The 17,846-nt window shown below is 62.5% G+C and carries 13 protein-coding genes; 11 read left to right on the top strand and 2 right to left on the bottom strand.

Going from position 1 to position 17,846, the window contains the following annotated elements; all coding sequences use genetic code 11:
• Positions 1-126 precede the first annotated feature (126 nt).
• Genes ACJ8OK_RS15780 through baeR form a run of 6 tightly spaced genes read left to right on the top strand, consistent with a single transcriptional unit; the run spans position 127 to position 11,112 of the window.
• Positions 127-1,380 (top strand): MdtA/MuxA family multidrug efflux RND transporter periplasmic adaptor subunit, encoded by a 1,254-nt coding sequence (locus tag ACJ8OK_RS15780; protein ID WP_442530673.1) that lies wholly within the window; start codon positions 127-129, stop codon positions 1,378-1,380.
• Positions 1,380-4,499 (top strand): MdtB/MuxB family multidrug efflux RND transporter permease subunit, encoded by a 3,120-nt coding sequence (locus ACJ8OK_RS15785; RefSeq protein ID WP_033632386.1) that lies wholly within the window; start codon positions 1,380-1,382, stop codon positions 4,497-4,499. The genes ACJ8OK_RS15780 and ACJ8OK_RS15785 overlap by 1 nt, the downstream gene beginning before the upstream one ends.
• Positions 4,496-7,576: a multidrug efflux RND transporter permease subunit MdtC gene (gene mdtC / locus ACJ8OK_RS15790; protein ID WP_442530674.1), complete on the top strand. Its 3,081-nt coding sequence runs from the start codon at positions 4,496-4,498 to the stop codon at positions 7,574-7,576. The genes ACJ8OK_RS15785 and mdtC overlap by 4 nt, the downstream gene beginning before the upstream one ends.
• 10 nt (positions 7,577-7,586) lie before the next feature.
• Positions 7,587-9,017 (top strand): multidrug transporter subunit MdtD, encoded by a 1,431-nt coding sequence (gene mdtD, locus ACJ8OK_RS15795; protein WP_213929626.1) that lies wholly within the window; start codon positions 7,587-7,589, stop codon positions 9,015-9,017.
• Positions 9,014-10,396, top strand: coding sequence for a two-component system sensor histidine kinase BaeS (gene baeS / locus ACJ8OK_RS15800; RefSeq protein ID WP_016926705.1), 1,383 nt, complete (start codon positions 9,014-9,016; stop codon positions 10,394-10,396). Before mdtD ends, baeS begins: the two co-directional genes overlap by 4 nt.
• The gene (gene baeR, locus ACJ8OK_RS15805; RefSeq protein ID WP_004941568.1) at positions 10,396-11,112 is read left to right on the top strand and encodes a two-component system response regulator BaeR; all 717 of its coding nucleotides are present in this window, start codon (positions 10,396-10,398) and stop codon (positions 11,110-11,112) included. The genes baeS and baeR overlap by 1 nt, the downstream gene beginning before the upstream one ends.
• Before the next feature lie 7 nt (positions 11,113-11,119).
• On the opposite strand, the gene ACJ8OK_RS15810 is transcribed toward baeR, so the two are convergent.
• Positions 11,120-11,509 carry a type II toxin-antitoxin system VapC family toxin gene (locus ACJ8OK_RS15810; protein WP_213929633.1) on the bottom strand — a complete coding sequence of 130 codons (390 nt, stop codon included), beginning with the start codon at positions 11,507-11,509 and terminating at the stop codon, positions 11,120-11,122.
• Positions 11,510-11,512: 3 nt separating this feature from the next.
• A complete protein-coding gene (locus ACJ8OK_RS15815; protein ID WP_004941563.1) occupies positions 11,513-11,776 on the bottom strand; it encodes an antitoxin in 264 nt (87 codons plus the stop codon).
• 337 nt (positions 11,777-12,113) lie between these two features.
• Here ACJ8OK_RS15815 and ACJ8OK_RS15820 point away from each other — a divergent pair, with 337 nt between their 5' ends.
• The 5 genes from ACJ8OK_RS15820 (at position 12,114) to ACJ8OK_RS15840 (ending at position 17,761) form a co-directional block, all read left to right on the top strand.
• Complete coding sequence (locus tag ACJ8OK_RS15820) at positions 12,114-12,452, top strand: YegP family protein (protein ID WP_004941561.1); 339 nt, start codon at positions 12,114-12,116, stop codon at positions 12,450-12,452.
• A gap of 178 nt (positions 12,453-12,630) precedes the next feature.
• Entirely contained in the window at positions 12,631-13,983 is a 1,353-nt protein-coding gene (trhP, locus tag ACJ8OK_RS15825) for a prephenate-dependent tRNA uridine(34) hydroxylase TrhP (RefSeq protein WP_004941558.1), read from the top strand.
• Positions 13,984-14,449: 466 nt separating this feature from the next.
• Positions 14,450-15,355 carry a lipid kinase YegS gene (gene yegS, locus ACJ8OK_RS15830; RefSeq protein WP_015378742.1) on the top strand — a complete coding sequence of 302 codons (906 nt, stop codon included), beginning with the start codon at positions 14,450-14,452 and terminating at the stop codon, positions 15,353-15,355.
• 169 nt (positions 15,356-15,524) lie between these two features.
• Positions 15,525-16,739: a D-mannonate dehydratase ManD gene (manD, locus tag ACJ8OK_RS15835; protein ID WP_442530675.1), complete on the top strand. Its 1,215-nt coding sequence runs from the start codon at positions 15,525-15,527 to the stop codon at positions 16,737-16,739.
• A 5-nt stretch (positions 16,740-16,744) separates the two neighbouring features.
• Complete coding sequence (locus tag ACJ8OK_RS15840) at positions 16,745-17,761, top strand: Zn-dependent oxidoreductase (protein ID WP_442530726.1); 1,017 nt, start codon at positions 16,745-16,747, stop codon at positions 17,759-17,761.
• Positions 17,762-17,846 lie beyond the last annotated feature (85 nt).

Genomic DNA, 17,846 nt, shown 5'->3' on the forward strand with positions numbered 1-17,846 from the left:
CGGTTCCTCCATATTTCCTTCATTTTTATGCCGTCCCCGCTGGCTAAACTAGTATCCTGTAAGGAGTGTCATTTTTGTGGCAATGAGTGCCCGCACCCCTGCCTTTTGGAGAGAATTTTCACCACCATGAATGCAAAACCCCAACGCCGTTCCCTGATGCCGCGCCTGCTGGTTGCGGCCATCTTGGTCATCGCCGCCGTCTTCGCCTGGCGTTATTTTAACGCCGCTCAACCGCCGGCCGGCACGGCCCCGGGCGCGCAGCAGGCCGGCGGCAAAGCGGGGGCCGGTCGCGCGGCGGGCGAGCGGCGCGGCGCGCCGATGTCGCCGGTGCAGGCGGCGACGGCCACGCAACAGACGGTGCCGCGCTATCTTTCCGGCTTGGGCACCGCCACCGCCGCCAATACCGTGACCGTCACCAGCCGGGTCGATGGCCAACTGATGGCGATCCACTTTACCGAAGGCCAGCAGGTCAAAGCCGGCGATCTGCTGGCGGAGATCGATCCCCGGCCGTTCCAGGTGCAGCTGACCCAGGCGCAGGGACAGTTGGCGAAAGATCAGGCCACGCTGGCCAACGCCCGGCGCGATCTGGCGCGCTATCAGCAGTTGGTGAAAACCAATCTGATTTCCCGTCAGGAGCTGGATACGCAGGCCTCGCTGGTGCAGCAAACCGAAGGCGCCATCAAGGCCGATCAGGGCGCGGTCGACAGCGCCAAACTGCAGATCACCTACAGCCGCATCACTGCGCCAATCGACGGCCGCGTCGGCCTGAAACTGGTCGACGTCGGCAACTACGTCACCAGCGGCAGCACCACCGGTCTGGTGGTGATCACGCAGACGCACCCGATCGACGTGGTGTTCACGCTGCCCGAAGGCAACATCGCCGATCTGCTCAAGGCGCAAAAAGCCGGGCCGGTGAGCGTCGAAGCCTGGGATCGCACCAACCAGAACAAGCTGACGACCGGTTCGCTGCTGAGCCTGGACAACCAAATTGATACCGCCACCGGCACCATCAAGCTGAAAGCGCGTTTCGCCAACGAAGATGACGCGCTGTTCCCCAACCAGTTTGTCAACGCGCGGCTGCAGGTGGATACCCTGCACGATGCGGTGGTGATCCCAACCGCCGCGCTGCAGATGGGCAACGAAGGCAACTTCGTCTGGACGCTCGGCGAAGACAATAAGGTCAGCAAACATCGGGTCACCGCCGGCGTGCAGGACAGCCGGCAGGTGGTGATCAGCGCCGGCCTCAACGCCGGCGATCGGGTGGTGACCGACGGCATCGATCGCCTGACCGAAGGCATGCAGGTGGAAGTGCTCGCGCCGAACGACGCGCCTGCGACGTCAAAAGCCAAGCGCGAACCTGACGTTCAGAGGAAGTCCTGATGCAGGTGATGCCTCCCAACGCCGGCGGCGGTCCGTCCCGCCTGTTTATTCTGCGCCCGGTCGCCACCACGCTGCTGATGGTGGCGATATTGCTGGCGGGGATTATCGGCTATCGCGCGCTGCCGGTATCCGCGTTGCCGGAAGTGGATTACCCCACCATTCAGGTGGTGACGCTATACCCCGGCGCCAGCCCGGACGTGGTCACCTCCGCCATTACCGCGCCGCTGGAACGCCAGTTCGGCCAGATGTCCGGCCTGAAGCAAATGGCGTCGCAAAGCGCCGGCGGCGCCTCGGTGGTGACGCTGCAATTCCAGCTGACGCTGCCGCTCGATGTCGCGGAGCAGGAGGTGCAGGCGGCGATCAACGCCGCCACCAACCTGCTGCCGAACGATCTGCCCTACCCGCCGATTTACAGCAAGGTTAACCCCGCCGATCCGCCGATCCTGACGCTGGCCGTAACCTCCACCGCCATGCCGATGACGCAGGTGGAAGACATGGTGGAAACCCGCGTGGCGCAAAAAATTTCTCAGGTGACCGGCGTCGGCCTGGTGACCCTGGCCGGCGGCCAACGCCCGGCGGTGCGCGTAAAATTAAACGCCGCGGCGGTCGCCGCCTATGGCCTGAACAGCGAAACCATCCGCGCCGCCATCAGCAACGCCAACGTCAACTCGGCGAAAGGCAGCCTTGACGGCCCGACCCGATCGGTCACCCTGTCCGCCAACGACCAAATGAAATCCGCCGACGACTATCGCCAGCTGATCGTCGCCTATCAAAACGGCGCGGCGATCCGCCTGCAGGATATCGCCACCATCGAACAAGGGGCGGAAAACACCCGGCTGGCGGCCTGGGCCAACCAGCAGCAGGCGATCGTGCTGAACATCCAACGCCAGCCCGGCGTCAACGTCATCACCACCGCCGACAGCATCCGCGAAATGCTGCCGACGCTGATTAAAAGCCTGCCCAAGTCGGTCGATGTCAAGGTGCTGACCGATCGCACCACCACCATCCGCGCCTCGGTCAGCGACGTGCAGTTCGAGCTGCTGCTGGCAGTCGCGCTGGTGGTGATGGTGATCTACGTGTTCCTGCGCAACGTGCCGGCGACCATTATCCCCAGCGTGGCGGTGCCGCTGTCGCTGGTGGGCACCTTCGCCGCCATGTACTTCCTCGGCTTCTCCATCAACAACCTGACGCTGATGGCGCTGACCATCGCCACCGGCTTCGTGGTGGACGACGCCATCGTGGTGATCGAGAACATCTCGCGCTACATCGAGAAAGGGGAAAAGCCGCTCGACGCCGCGCTGAAAGGGGCCGGCGAGATCGGCTTCACCATCATCTCGCTGACCTTCTCGCTGGTGGCGGTGCTGATCCCGTTGCTGTTCATGGGCGACATCGTCGGCCGCCTGTTCCGCGAGTTCGCCGTCACGCTGGCGGTAGCGATTTTGATCTCCGCCGTGGTGTCGCTGACGCTGACGCCGATGATGTGCGCGCGCATGCTCAGCCACGAATCGCTGCGCAAGCAGAACCGTTTTTCCGCCGCCTCCGAACGCTTTTTCGAGCGGGTGATCGCGCGCTACGGCCAGTGGCTGAAAACGGTGCTTAACCATCCCTGGCTGACGCTCGGCGTGGCCGTGGGCACCCTGGCGCTGACGGTGCTGCTGTACCTGCTGATCCCGAAAGGTTTCTTCCCGGTGCAGGACAACGGCATCATTCAGGGCACGCTGGAAGCGCCGCAGAGCGTCTCGTTCAGCAACATGGCCGAGCGCCAGCAGCAGGTCGCGGCGCAGATCCTCAAGGATCCGGCGGTGGAAAGCCTGACCTCGTTCGTCGGCGTCGACGGCAGCAACGCCACGCTCAACAGCGGCCGGCTGCAGATCAACCTGAAACCGCTGAGCGAACGCAGCGACCGCATTCCGGCGATCATCAGCCGCCTGCAGCAGCAAACGGCGCAGTTCCCCGGCGTGAAGCTGTACCTGCAGCCGGTGCAGGATCTGACCATCGATACCCAGGTCAGCCGCACCCAGTACCAGTTCACCCTGCAGGCGATGTCGCTGGACGATCTCAGCCTGTGGGTGCCGCAGCTGATGGATGAGCTGAAACAAACCCCGCAGTTGGCGGACGTCACCAGCGACTGGCAGGATCAGGGGCTGGTGGCCTACGTCAACGTCGATCGCGATTCGGCCTCCCGCCTCGGCGTCACCATGAGCGACGTGGACAATGCGCTGTACAACGCGTTCGGCCAGCGCCTGATCTCCACCATCTACACCCAGGCCAACCAATACCGCGTGGTGCTGGAGCACGACGTCAGCGCGACACCGGGGCTGGCGGCGCTCAATGAGATCCGTCTGAGCGGCAACGACGGCGCCGTAGTGCCGCTGAGCGCCATCGCCAAAATCGAAGAGCGCTTCGGCCCGCTGTCGGTCAACCATCTCGATCAGTTCCCGTCGGCCACCGTTTCGTTCAACGTCGCCGACGGCTACTCGCTCGGCGAAGCGGTGGACGCGGTCACCCAGGCGGAAAAAAATCTCAACATGCCAAGGGACATCACCACCCAATTCCAGGGGGCGACCCTGGCCTTCCAGGCGGCGCTCGGCAACACGCTGTGGCTGATTTTGGCGGCGGTAGTGGCGATGTACATCGTGCTGGGCGTGCTGTATGAAAGCTTCATTCATCCGGTGACCATCCTCTCCACCCTGCCGACCGCCGGGGTCGGCGCACTGCTCGCGCTGATGATGGCCGGCAGCGAGCTGGACGTGATCGCCATCATCGGCATCATCCTGCTGATCGGCATCGTGAAGAAGAACGCCATCATGATGATCGACTTCGCGCTGGCGGCGGAACGCGAGCAGGGCTTATCGCCGCGCGACGCCATCTATCAGGCCTGTCTGCTGCGTTTTAGGCCGATCCTGATGACCACGCTGGCGGCCCTGCTCGGCGCGCTGCCGCTGATGCTGAGCACCGGCGTCGGCGCGGAGCTGCGGCATCCGCTCGGCGTCTGTATGGTCGGCGGTTTGATCATGAGCCAGATCCTGACGCTGTTCACCACGCCGGTGATCTACCTGCTGTTTGACAAACTGGCGCGCAACACGCATCGCCAGCCGGATACGCAGGAGCTGCCGTGAAATTCTTCGCCCTGTTCATTCACCGGCCGGTGGCCACCACCCTGCTGACGCTGGCCATCGCCATCAGCGGCGCGATCGGCTTTCGCCTGCTGCCGGTGTCGCCGCTGCCGCAGGTGGATTTTCCGGTGATTTCGATCAGCGCGTCGCTGCCGGGCGCCTCGCCGGAAACCATGGCGTCTTCGGTGGCGACGCCGCTGGAGCGCGCGCTGGGCCGCATCGCCGGGGTTAACGAAATGACCTCGATGAGCTCGCTCGGCAGTACCCGGGTCATTTTGCAGTTCGATCTCGATCGCGACATCAACGGCGCCGCGCGCGACGTGCAGGCGGCGATTAACGCCGCGCAAAGCCTGCTGCCGACCGGCATGCCGAGCCGCCCCAGCTACCGCAAGGTCAACCCTTCCGACGCGCCGATCATGATCCTGACGCTGACCTCGGACACCTACAGTCAGGGGCAGCTTTACGATTTCGCCTCCACCCAGCTGGCGCAGAAGATCAGCCAGACCGAGGGCGTCGGCGACGTTTCCGTAGGCGGCAGCTCGCTGCCGGCGGTGCGGGTGGAGCTGAACCCTTCGGCGCTGTTCAATCAGGGCGTGTCGCTGGACACCGTACGGCAGGCCATCGCCAACGCCAACGTGCGCCGCCCGCAGGGCGCCGTGGAAAACCCGCAGCAGCGCTGGCAGATCCAGGCCAACGACGCGCTGAAAACCGCCGATGCTTATCGTCCGCTGATCATTCATTACAACAACGGCTCGGCGGTGCGTTTAGCCGACGTGGCCGAGGTCAAAGACTCGGTGCAAGACGTGCGCAACGCCGGGATGACCGACGCCAAACCGGCGATCATTCTGGCCATCAGCCGCACGCCGGACGCCAACATCATCGAAACCGTCGATCGCATTCGCGCCGAGCTGCCCGCCCTGCAGGAAAATATCCCGGCCTCGATTCAACTCAACGTCGCGCAGGATCGTTCGCCGACCATCCGCGCGTCGCTGGCCGAGGTGGAGCAGTCGCTGGCGATCGCCATCGGGCTGGTGATCCTGGTGGTGTTCATCTTCCTGCGCTCCGGGCGCGCCACGCTGATCCCGGCGGTCGCCGTACCGGTGTCGCTGATCGGCTCGTTCGCCGCCATGTATCTGTGCGGGTTCAGCCTCAACAACCTGTCGCTGATGGCGTTGACCATCGCCACCGGCTTTGTGGTGGACGACGCCATCGTGGTGCTGGAAAACATTTCCCGCCACGTCGAGGCCGGCATGAAACCGATCAACGCCGCGCTGCTGGGCGCGCGGGAGGTCGGTTTCACCGTGCTGTCGATGAGCGTTTCGCTGGTGGCGGTGTTTATCCCGCTGCTGCTGATGGAAGGCCTGCCCGGCCGGCTATTCCGCGAGTTCGCCGTCACTCTGTCGGTGTCGATCGGGCTGTCGCTGATCGTCTCGCTGACGCTCACGCCGATGATGTGCGCCTACCTGCTGCGCCACCAGCCGCCGCGTTCGCAGCGGCGGGCGCGCGGCTTCGGTAAAATGCTGCTGGGGCTGCAGCAGGGCTACGGGCGCTCGCTGAACTGGGTGCTCGGCCACTCGCGCTGGGTGCTGGCGGTGTTCCTCGCCACCGTTGCGCTCAACGTTTGGCTGTATATCAGCATCCCGAAAACCTTCTTCCCGGAACAGGATACCGGGCGTCTGATGGGCTTTATCCAGGCCGACCAAAGCATTTCGTTCCAGGCGATGCGCGGCAAACTGGAAGACTTCATGAAAATCGTGCGCGAAGATCCGGACGTGGAAAACGTCACCGGTTTTACCGGCGGTTCGCGCACCAACAGCGGTTCGATGTTCATCTCACTGAAACCCCTGTCGGTACGCAGCGACGACGCGCAGAAAGTGATCGCCCGCCTGCGCGCCCGCCTGGCCAAAGAACCGGGCGCCAGCCTGTTTCTGATGGCGGTGCAGGATATCCGCGTCGGCGGCCGGCAGGCCAACGCCAGCTATCAATATACGTTGCTGGCGGACGATCTCGCCGCGCTGCGCGAATGGGAGCCGAAGATCCGCACCGCACTGGCCGCATTGCCCGAGCTGGCGGACGTCAACTCGGATCAGCAGGATAAAGGCTCGGAGATGGATCTGGTCTACGATCGCGAAACCATGGCGCGCCTCGGCATTTCGGTGTCCGACGCCAACAACCTGTTGAACAACGCCTTCGGCCAGCGACAGATTTCGACCATCTACCAACCGCTCAACCAATACAAAGTCGTGATGGAAGTGGCGCCACCCTACACCCAGGACGTGAGTTCGCTGGACAAAATGTTCATCATCAACAACGAAGGCAAAGCGATACCGCTCTCCTACTTCGCCAGTTGGCGGCCGGCCAACGCGCCGCTGTCGGTCAACCATCAGGGGCTGTCCGCCGCCTCGACCGTCTCCTTTAACCTGCCGGACGGCGGCAGCCTGTCGGACGCCACCGCCGCGGTCGAGCGCACCATGACTCAGCTCGGCGTGCCGTCTACGGTGCGCGGCGCGTTCGCCGGCACCGCCCAGGTGTTCCAGGACACCCTGAAGTCGCAGTTGATCCTGATCCTGGCGGCGATCGCCACGGTGTATATCGTGCTCGGCGTGCTGTACGAGAGCTATATCCATCCGCTGACCATCCTTTCCACGCTGCCTTCCGCCGGCGTGGGGGCGCTGCTGGCGCTCGAGCTGTTCGGCGCGCCGTTCAGCCTGATCGCGCTGATCGGCATCATGCTGTTGATCGGCATCGTGAAGAAAAACGCCATCATGATGGTCGACTTCGCGCTCGAATCGCAGCGCAACGGCGGCATCAGCGCCCGCGAGGCGATTTTCCAGGCCAGCCTGCTGCGTTTCCGGCCGATCATGATGACCACGCTGGCGGCGTTGTTCGGCGCGCTGCCGCTGGTGCTGACCCGCGGCGACGGCGCGGAGCTGCGCCAGCCGCTCGGCATCACCATCGCCGGCGGCCTGGTGATGAGCCAACTGCTGACGCTGTACACCACCCCGGTGGTCTACCTTTACTTCGACCGGCTGCAGGCGAAGTTCCGCCGCAACAAGCAACTGGCTCCACTGCCCCATTAATGGCCGACCGATGCTGATGAAACACGCCGCCACCGTACGCTGGCAACTCTGGATAGTGGCATTCGGCTTCTTTATGCAGACGCTGGATAGCACTATCGTCAACACCGCCCTGCCCTCGATGGCCGCCAGCCTGGGGGAGAACCCGCTGCGCATGCAGTCGGTGATCGTCTCCTATGTGCTGACGGTGGCGGTGACGCTGCCGGCCAGCGGCTGGCTGGCGGACAAGGTCGGCGTACAGCGAGTGTTTTTCAGCGCCATCGTGCTGTTTACCCTCGGCTCCCTCCTCTGCGCCCGCTCGGAAACCCTGAACGAGCTGATCGCATCGCGCGTGATTCAGGGCGTCGGCGGCGCGATGATGGTGCCGGTCGGGCGCCTGACGGTGATGAAGATCGTGCCGCGCGAGCAGTACATGGCGGCGATGACCTTCGTGACGCTGCCGGGCCAGATCGGCCCGCTGATGGGGCCGGCGCTCGGCGGTTTCCTGGTGCAATACGCCAGTTGGCACTGGATTTTCCTGATCAATATTCCGGTGGGCATCGTGGGCGCCATCGCCACGCTGCTGCTGATGCCCAACTACCAAATGCAGACCCGCCGCTTCGATCTCAGCGGCTTTATCCTGCTGGCGATCGGCATGGCGTCGCTGACGCTGGCGCTCGACGGCCATAAAGGCATGGGGCTGTCCGGCGGCGCCATCGCCGGCCTGGTGGCGCTGGGCGCAGCGGCGCTGTTAGGGTATGTTTGGCATGCCTACGGCAATAGCCGCGCCCTGTTCTCGCTGCGGCTGCTGCGCACCCCGACCTACAAAATCGGGCTGCTGGCCAGCCTGCTGGGGCGCATCGGCAGCGGCATGCTGCCGTTCATGACGCCGCTGTTCCTGCAGGTGGGCATGGGTTTCACGCCGTTCCACGCCGGGCTGATGATGATCCCGATGATCATCGGCAGCATGGGCATGAAGCGCATCGTGGTGCAGGTAGTCAACCGCTTCGGCTACCGCAACGTGCTGGTGGCCGCCACGCTGCTGCTGGCGCTGGTCAGCCTGAGCTTCCTGCTGGCGGCGATGCTCGGCTGGCTGTGGCTGCTGCCGGTGGTGCTGTTCTTCCAGGGGATGATCAACTCACTGCGCTTCTCGGCGATGAACACCCTGACGCTGAAAGATCTGCCGGACCGGCTGGCCAGCAGCGGCAACAGCCTGCTGTCGATGGTCATGCAGCTGTCGATGAGCCTCGGCGTCAGCGTCGCCGGCATCTTGATCGGCAGCTTCGCCCATCACCAGGTGGTGGCCGATAGCCCGGCCATCCACAGCGCATTTATTTACAGCTATTGCTGTATGGCGTTGATTATCGCTCTGCCCGCGCTCGCCTTCGCGCGCGTGCCGGCCGATAGCGCGCCCAACCGCACGCTGACCAAAGAGCCGGGTACCGGCTCAACGAGGTTGCAATGAGGATAGGCATTACCGGAAAACTGTTCCTGGCCATTTTCGCTACCTGCATGCTGGTGTTGATCACCATGCATTGGGGGGTGCGCGTCAGCTTTGAGCGCGGCTTTATCGATTACATCAAGAGCAGCAACGAGCAGCGCATCAACATGCTGAGCGAAGCGCTGGAGGAACAGTACAGCCATCATGGCAACTGGATATTCCTGCGCAACAACGATCAGGTGGTCTACCAGATCATGCGTTCGTTCGAGCAGAATAGCGACAGCAGCCACAATCTGCCGCCCAAGGGGTGGCGCACCCAGTTTTGGGTGGTGGACAGCCAGTTCAACCGCTTGGTCGGGCATTCGGGCCCCTTGCCGAAGGAGGGGCCACGCCACCCGATCCGCTACAACAACGAGATCGTCGGCTGGGTGCTCACCACCCCGGTCGAGCGCCTGACGCGCAATACCGACATCAACTTCGATCGCCAGCAGCGGCGCACCAGCTGGATTATCGTCGCGCTCTCCACCCTGTTGGCGGCGGCGGTGACCTGGCTGCTGTCGCGCGGCATGCTGGCCCCGGTCAAGCGCCTGGTGGCGGGCACCCACCGCCTGGCGGCCGGCGATTTCACCACCCGCGTGGCGGTCAGCAGCCAGGATGAACTGGGCAGGCTGGCGCACGACTTCAATCAGTTGGCCACCTCGCTGGAAAAAAACGAGCAGATGCGTCGCGCCTTTATGGCCGACGTGTCGCACGAGCTGCGCACGCCGCTGGCGGTGCTGCGCGGCGAGCTGGAGGCGCTGCAGGACGGCGTGCGCCAGCCGACGCCGGCGTCGCTCAGCTCGCTGCAGGCCGAGGTATCCACCCTGACCAAACTGGTCGACGACCTGCACCAGCTGTCGCTCTCCGATCTCGGCGCGCTGGCCTATCGCAAGGCGTCGGTGGACTGCGTGCACCTGGTGCAGATCGCCGTCGCCGCCTTCCGCGAACGCTTCCGCGCCAAAGGGCTGGAGATCGTCACCCATCTGCCGGCCCAGGCGCCGCTGTTCGGCGATCCCGATCGCCTGAACCAACTGTTCAATAACCTGCTGGAAAACAGCCTGCGTTACACCGACGCCGGCGGCCGGTTGGAGATCGGCGTCGAGCAGCAGCCGGGGCGGCTGCTCCTTTACTGGCAGGACAGCGCGCCGGGCATCAGCGATCAGCAACTGACGCGCATTTTCGAACGTTTCTACCGGGCGGAAGGTTCACGCAACCGCGCCAGCGGCGGTTCCGGGCTGGGGTTGGCGATCTGCCACAACATCGTGGAAGCGCACGACGGGAAAATCCGCGCCGAGCATTCGCCTTTAGGCGGCGTGCGCATTACAGTAGAATTTGCTACCCCGATAAAAAATAAGGCGCCCTGATGGACATTCAGAATCAACCCGTGCAGATCATGATTGTTGAAGATGAGCCCAAGCTGGGCCAGCTGCTGGTGGATTATCTCCAGGCGGCGGGCTACGCCACCCGCTGGCTGACCAACGGCAATGAGGTGGTGCCAACCGTGCACCAGCATCCGCCGGCGCTGATCTTGCTCGATCTGATGTTGCCGGGGGCCGATGGGCTGACGGTGTGCCGCGAGCTGCGCCGCTTCAGCGACGTGCCCATCGTGATGGTGACGGCGAAAATTGAAGAGATTGACCGCCTGTTGGGGCTGGAGATCGGCGCCGACGATTACATCTGCAAACCCTACAGCCCGCGCGAAGTGGTGGCGCGGGTGAAAACCATCCTGCGCCGCAGCTATCGGCCGCAGGAGAACGCGCGGGAAGATGACCTGCTGCATATCGATGAACCGCGCTTCCAGGCCAGCTATCAGGGGCAGTTGCTGGATCTGACGCCGGCGGAGTTCCGCCTGCTGAAAACGCTAGCCAGCCAGCCGGGCAACGTGTTTTCACGCGAGCAGCTGCTGAACAACCTGTACGACGACTACCGGGTGGTCACCGACCGCACCATCGACAGCCACATCAAAAACCTGCGCCGCAAGCTGGAACTGATCGATGGGGAAAAATCCTTTATCCGCTCGGTATACGGCGTGGGCTACCGCTGGGAAGCCGAGCCCTGCCGGCTGATGAATGGGGTTTAGGGGGAAATCAGCGCGTCCAGTCTTCAACCGCCAACCCGGGCACCATGGCGAATGCGCGATCGTTGGTCACCAGCGTCGCGCCACGGCTCTGCGCGTGAGCGGCGATCAGTTGATCCATCGCGCCCAGGATTTTGCCCTTTCTCTCCATGTTTGCCCGCATTTCACCGTAGCAGCGGGCGGCCTCGCTATCCCATGCATAGACCGTCACCGCAGCAAGAAAGGCCTCGACCATGCTTTGCAACGCCTTGTTCCGCCGTTTAGCCACACCGTAACGCAGTTCCGCCTCCGTGACGCTGGAAATACATACGGCAGAAGGCGGGAGCTTTTCCATAACGTTAAGCACCTGCGGATGCTGCCGAAACAAGTGGCTGACGGTGTTGGTATCAAACATGTACATCGCCTACTCTTCCTCTGAGAAGGGATCGCGGTCTGCAACCCCTTGCTGACGATCTTCCGCGCCAAGAAACTCTTGCGGCACCGGCGTTTGGGCGATAATGCTCAGCAGCGGTGCCCAGCTGTCCGGCTTTGCCGGATATTTGGATAAAATCACGTTGCCCTCCCGATCGCGACGGATATAGACACGATCCGTATCAAATTCAAATTCCACCGGTAACCTCACCGCCTGATTTCTGCCGTTTTTAAACAGCTTTGCGATCCTTTCCATCTCGACACCTCCACAGCAGGCATAGGCCAAAGCATATGCCTGTAGCGTGTCGATGCCAAGATGTATCGCTCATTTTTCATCCACATTGACGAAACGGCCAAACAGTACCGCACAATCTCACGGGGTGATACCCTGTTCCCCTCGTTATGCGGCGCACTGCGCAATCACGCCTTCTCCCTTAGCTTCCCGTGCGGCGCTGTGCCTCTCGGGCGAAAACTCCGCGCCGGCGCAAAAAAACTGCGCATTTTTTCAACTAAGCTGCTGTGAGGTTTAGCCGCCGATTTTCAAGCGATTGGCTACACTTACATCACGAATCGGAACCTACAGGAGAAGAACCATGGCAATCGGTCATTACGAGCTGAAAAAAGCAAAGAACGGACAGTACCACTTCAACCTGAAAGCCAGTAACGGCGAGATCATTCTGGCCAGCGAGATGTATGCCAGCAAAGCCTCGGCGGAGAACGGCATCGCCTCGGTGCAGACCAATTCACCGCACGAAGCGCAATACGAACTGAAGCACAGCGCCAGCAATCAGCCCTACTTTGTGCTGAAAGCCAAGAACCATCAGGTGATCGGCGTCAGCGAAATGTACAGCTCCGAAAGCGCGGCCAAAAACGGTATCCAGTCGGTGATAAAAAACGGCCCGACCACCGATATCCGCGATTTGAGCGCCTGATCCCCCGTTTCACCCGCGCGGTGGCGGCCACCGCGCGTTTTCCGTTTGACCGGGATCAATCTCCCTTGAATAAATCCGGTTAACTGCTGATTTCTTGCCGCGCTGCGGCTACAATCCCCCGCTTTTACTGCGCCATCAGGTGGCGTGGTGCTGACCTGAAATCAGACCGAGACACACTATGTTTACACCAGAACTTCTCTCCCCGGCCGGCACGCTGAAAAATATGCGTTACGCCTTCGCCTACGGCGCCGATGCGGTTTACGCCGGCCAGCCGCGCTACAGCCTGCGGGTGCGCAACAACGAGTTCAACCACGAGAATCTGGCGCAGGGTATCAACGAAGCGCATGCGCTGGGCAAAAAGTTCTACGTGGTGGTGAACATCGCCCCGCACAACGCCAAGTTGAAAACCTTCCTGCGCGATCTGAAGCCGGTTATCGATATGGGCCCAGATGCGCTGATCATGTCCGATCCCGGCCTTATCATGATGGTGCGCGAAGCCTTCCCGCAGATGGACATCCACCTGTCGGTGCAGGCCAACGCCGTTAACTGGGCGACGGTGAAGTTCTGGAAGCAAATGGGCCTGACCCGCGTGATCCTGTCGCGTGAACTGTCGCTGGAAGAGATCGCCGAGATCCGCGCCGAAGTGCCGGACATGGAGCTGGAGATCTTCGTCCACGGCGCGCTGTGCATGGCCTACTCCGGCCGCTGCCTGCTGTCCGGCTACATCAACAAGCGCGACCCCAATCAGGGCACCTGCACCAATGCCTGCCGCTGGCAGTACAAAGCGGAGGAAGGCAAAGAGGACGACACCGGCAATATCGTGCACCTGCACGAACCGATCCCGGTGCAAACCGTCGAGCCGACGCTGGGCATCGGCGCGCCGACCGACAAGGTGTTCATGCTGTCTGAAGCGCAAAAGCCAGGCGAATATATGAGCGCCTTCGAGGACGAACACGGCACCTATATCATGAACTCCAAGGATCTGCGCGCCATCCAGCACGTGGAGCGTCTGACGCAGCTCGGCGTGCATTCGCTGAAGATCGAAGGGCGCACCAAGTCGTTCTACTACTGCGCCCGCACCGCTCAGGTCTATCGCCGCGCCATCGACGACGCGGCCGCCGGCAAACCGTTCGATCCGACCCTGCTCACCACGCTGGAAGGCCTGGCGCACCGCGGCTATACCGAGGGCTTCCTGCGCCGCCACGTGCACGAAGCGCAGCAGAATTACGACTACGGCTCCTCGCTCTCCGAGCGCCAGCAGTTCGTCGGCGAATTCACCGGCGTGCGCCGTGATGGCTGGGCGGAAGTCGACGTGAAGAATAAGTTCGCGCTCGGCGACAGCGTCGAAATGATGACGCCGGGCGGCAACGTGGTGTTCACCCTCGAGAGCATGCAAAATAAGAAAGGCGAATCGATTGAGGTGGCGCCGGGCAACGGCCATATCGTTTATTTGCCGATCCCGCAGGATATCGATCTCAATTATGCGTTGCTGATCCGCAATTTGGCGGAAGAAAATAGCGCCGGGGCATAAAAATGAATCGCCGTCATTCGGCGGCGATTTTTAGCAAATATTAGAATTGGATCACATCAATGCGCGCGCAGCTTGGTTACTATCACGCTGCTTAAAACGAACAACGAAAATATTTGCATAGCAATACTAGGAACCACCTCCTTAGCCGGCCCAATCTCCCTTGGGCTGGCTTTTTCTTTATGGGTGCGCCTATTTTTTCCACCATTCCTATTTCCATAACTTATTCCCGTTATCCGTTTTAATAATAATAATCACGCCGCTTCGATATATAAATAACGCTACAGCGATTAATCCTCGCTTCTTTAACACTTCGCTTATTTCTGCGTAAAATTCAGATAAATTCGCATTGCTTCATATTCACTGAGCGCCGGGAAATAACCGGAATTAGCTGAATATTCTGATGGCCTGGTGGCGGCAGCTGGTTTATCTTGAGGCATTCTTGGTTTTCCGCCGGAGGATATCGGCAATGCCTCAACACTCACATGCGTCCGCCCTGCTTATCATCAACGGCAAAGGCGCCGGTAACGAAGAGCTGCGTCAGGCGGTCAACCGGCTGCGCAAAGAACAGATAACGTTGCACGTGCGCGTCACCTGGGAGCACGGCGATGCCGCGCGCTATGTCGCGGAAGCCGCGCAACTCGGCGTCGGCACCGTCGTCGCCGGCGGCGGTGACGGCACCATCAACGAAGTGGCCGCCGCGCTGGTGCAGCTGCCGGCGCATAACCGGCCGGCGCTGGGCATTCTGCCGCTCGGCACCGCCAACGACTTCGCCATGGCGTGCAATATCCCCCCATCCCCCGAACTGGCGCTGCAGCTGGCGATCAAGGGCCGCTCGGTGCCGATCGATCTGGCGAAGGTCAACGGCGAGCGCTACTTCATCAACATGGCCACCGGCGGCTTCGGCACCCGCATCACCACCGAAACGCCGGAGAAGCTGAAAGCGGCGCTGGGCGGCGTGTCCTACTTCGTGCACGGCCTGCTGCGCATGGATACGCTGCAGGCCGACCGCTGTGAAATCCGCGGGCCGGACTTCCGCTGGGCCGGCGAGGCGCTGGTGATCGGCATCGGCAACGGCAAACAGGCCGGCGGCGGCCAGGAACTGTGCCCCAGCGCGCTGATCAACGACGGCCTGCTGCAGCTGCGCCTGCTGATCGCCGATGAACTGCTGCCGGCGCTGGTCGCCGCCCTGTTCAACGACGAAGAGAGCAACAGCATCCTCAGCGCGGCGCTGCCGTGGCTCGAGATCGACGCGCCGCATGAGATGACTTTCAACCTCGACGGCGAACCGCTCAAAGGCCGCCATTTCCGCATCGAAGTGTTGCCGCAGGCCATCGAATGCCGCCTGCCGCCTAACTGCGCCCTGCTGGGCTGACCTTGCCGGGCGCAGCCGCTGCGCCCCGCTTCTTCCCCTCTGCTCACCCGCCTTCCGCGCACGATCAAATGTGATCCTCTCCGGCAAATTCATCAATTCATACTTGTATGGTAGTTAGTTCATGACGTATTTTCGCGCTATCTCTCCACAGCTACAGGATGTGAAGGTTATGAAAATCGTCAACGCCGAGGTGTTCGTCACCTGCCCAGGGCGCAACTTTGTCACGCTGAAAATCACCACCGATGACGGCATCATCGGCCTCGGTGACGCCACGCTGAACGGGCGCGAATTGCCGGTGGCCTCTTACCTGAAAGATCACCTCTGCCCGCAGTTGATCGGCCGCGACGCGCAGCGGATCGAGGACCTCTGGCAATTCTTCTACAAAGGCGCTTACTGGCGGCGCGGCCCGGTGACCATGTCCGCCATTTCCGCCGTCGACATGGCGCTGTGGGACATCAAGGCCAAGGCCGCCAACATGCCGCTGTATCAGCTGTTGGGCGGTGCCTCGCGCTCGGGAGTGATGGTGTATTGCCATACCACCGGCCACTCGATCGATGAGGTGCTCGACGACTACGCCAAACATAAAGAGCAAGGCTTCAAGGCGATCCGCGTTCAATGCGGCGTGCCGGGCATGAAAACCACCTACGGCCTGGCCAAGGGCAAAGGCCAGGCCTATGAGCCGGCCACCAAGGGCGAGTGGCCGGAAGAGCAGCTGTGGTCGACGGAAAAATACCTCGATTTCACCCCCAAACTGTTCGACGCGGTGCGCAACAGGTTCGGCTTCAACGAGCACCTGCTGCACGACATGCACCACCGCCTGACGCCAATTGAAGCGGCGCGCTTTGGTAAAAGCGCCGAGCCGTATCGCCTGTTCTGGATGGAAGATCCTACGCCGGCGGAAAATCAGGCCTGTTTCCGCCTGATCCGCCAACATACCGTCACACCGATCGCCGTCGGCGAGGTGTTCAACAGCATCTGGGACTGCAAACAGCTGATCGAAGAACAGCTGATCGACTACATCCGCACCACCCTGACGCACGCGGGCGGCATTACCGGCATGCGGCGCATCGCCGACTTCGCCTCGCTGTATCAGGTGCGCACCGGTTCACACGGCCCTTCCGATCTGTCGCCGATCTGCATGGCGGCGGCGCTGCACTTCGATCTGTGGGTGCCGAACTTCGGCGTGCAGGAATACATGGGCTATTCCGAGCAAATGCTCGAGGTGTTCCCGCACAGCTGGACGTTCGACGACGGCTATATGCATCCGGGCGACAAGCCGGGCATCGGCATCGAGTTTGATGAGAAGCTGGCGGCCCGTTACCCCTATGAACCGGCCCACCTGCCGGTCGCGCGTCTGGAGGATGGCACCTTATGGAACTGGTAAACACCATGCGCAGCGTCGTGATCGAACAGCCCGGGCGCCTGGCGCTGCAGACGCGCGCGCTGCCGCAGCCGGCGGCCGGCGAGGTGCGGGTCAAGGTGAAATTCGCCGGCATCTGCGGCTCCGACGTCCATATCTATCACGGCCATAACCCGTTCGCCCGCTATCCGCGGGTGATCGGCCACGAGTTCTTCGGCCTGATCGATGCGCTGGGCGAAGGCGTCGATTCGGCGCGCCTCGGCGAACGCGTCTCGGTAGACCCGGTGGTGAGCTGCGGCCACTGCTATCCCTGTTCGGTCGGCCGCCCCAACGTCTGCACCTCGCTGCAGGTGATCGGCGTGCACCGCGACGGCGGCTTCAGCGACTATGCCTGCGTGCCGGCGCGCAACGCCTATCCGGTTCCGCCGGCCATCAGCGATCGCCACGCCGCGATGATCGAGCCCTTCAGCATCGCCGCCAACATTACCGCCCATCTGCAACCGCGCCCCGACGACATCGCGCTGATCTACGGTGCCGGGCCGATGGGGCTCACGGTGATCCAGACGCTGAAAGGGGTGTACGGCGTCAGGCAGGTGTGGGTCGTCGATCGCATCGCCGAGCGGCTGGAGATGGCGCGCGCCAACGGTGCTGATGAAGTGTTCAACAACGCCGAGACCGCATTGCCGCAGGCGCTGCAGCAGCGCGGCGTTCAGCCGACGCTGATCGTCGATGCCGCCTGCCACCCCGCCATTTTACCGGAGGCGATCGCGCTGGCTTCGCCGGCGGCGCGCATCGGCATCATGGGCTTTTCCGGCGACGCCTGCACCCTGACCCAGCAGAGCATCACCAGCAAGGAGCTGTCGATCTTCTCCTCGCGCCTGAACAGCGCGCGCTTTCCGCAGGTGATCGCCTGGATGGCGGACGGCAAGCTGGACCCGCAGCGGCTGCTCACCCACTGCGTGCCCGCCGACGACGTCGAACGGGCGATGCAGATGTTCGAGCGGGATCAGCGCACCTGCTGCAAGGTGCTGCTGCAGTTCGAGTAACGCCAAGGCGGCATCGGGGCATGGGCGGCGCCCGCCGCCCGTGCAAACAATGAAGCATCACGATTAAAACGACACCCAGTGGAGC

This window comes from Serratia sp. CY71090, from assembly GCF_052166845.1.
GTDB lineage: Bacteria > Pseudomonadota > Gammaproteobacteria > Enterobacterales > Enterobacteriaceae > Serratia > Serratia nematodiphila.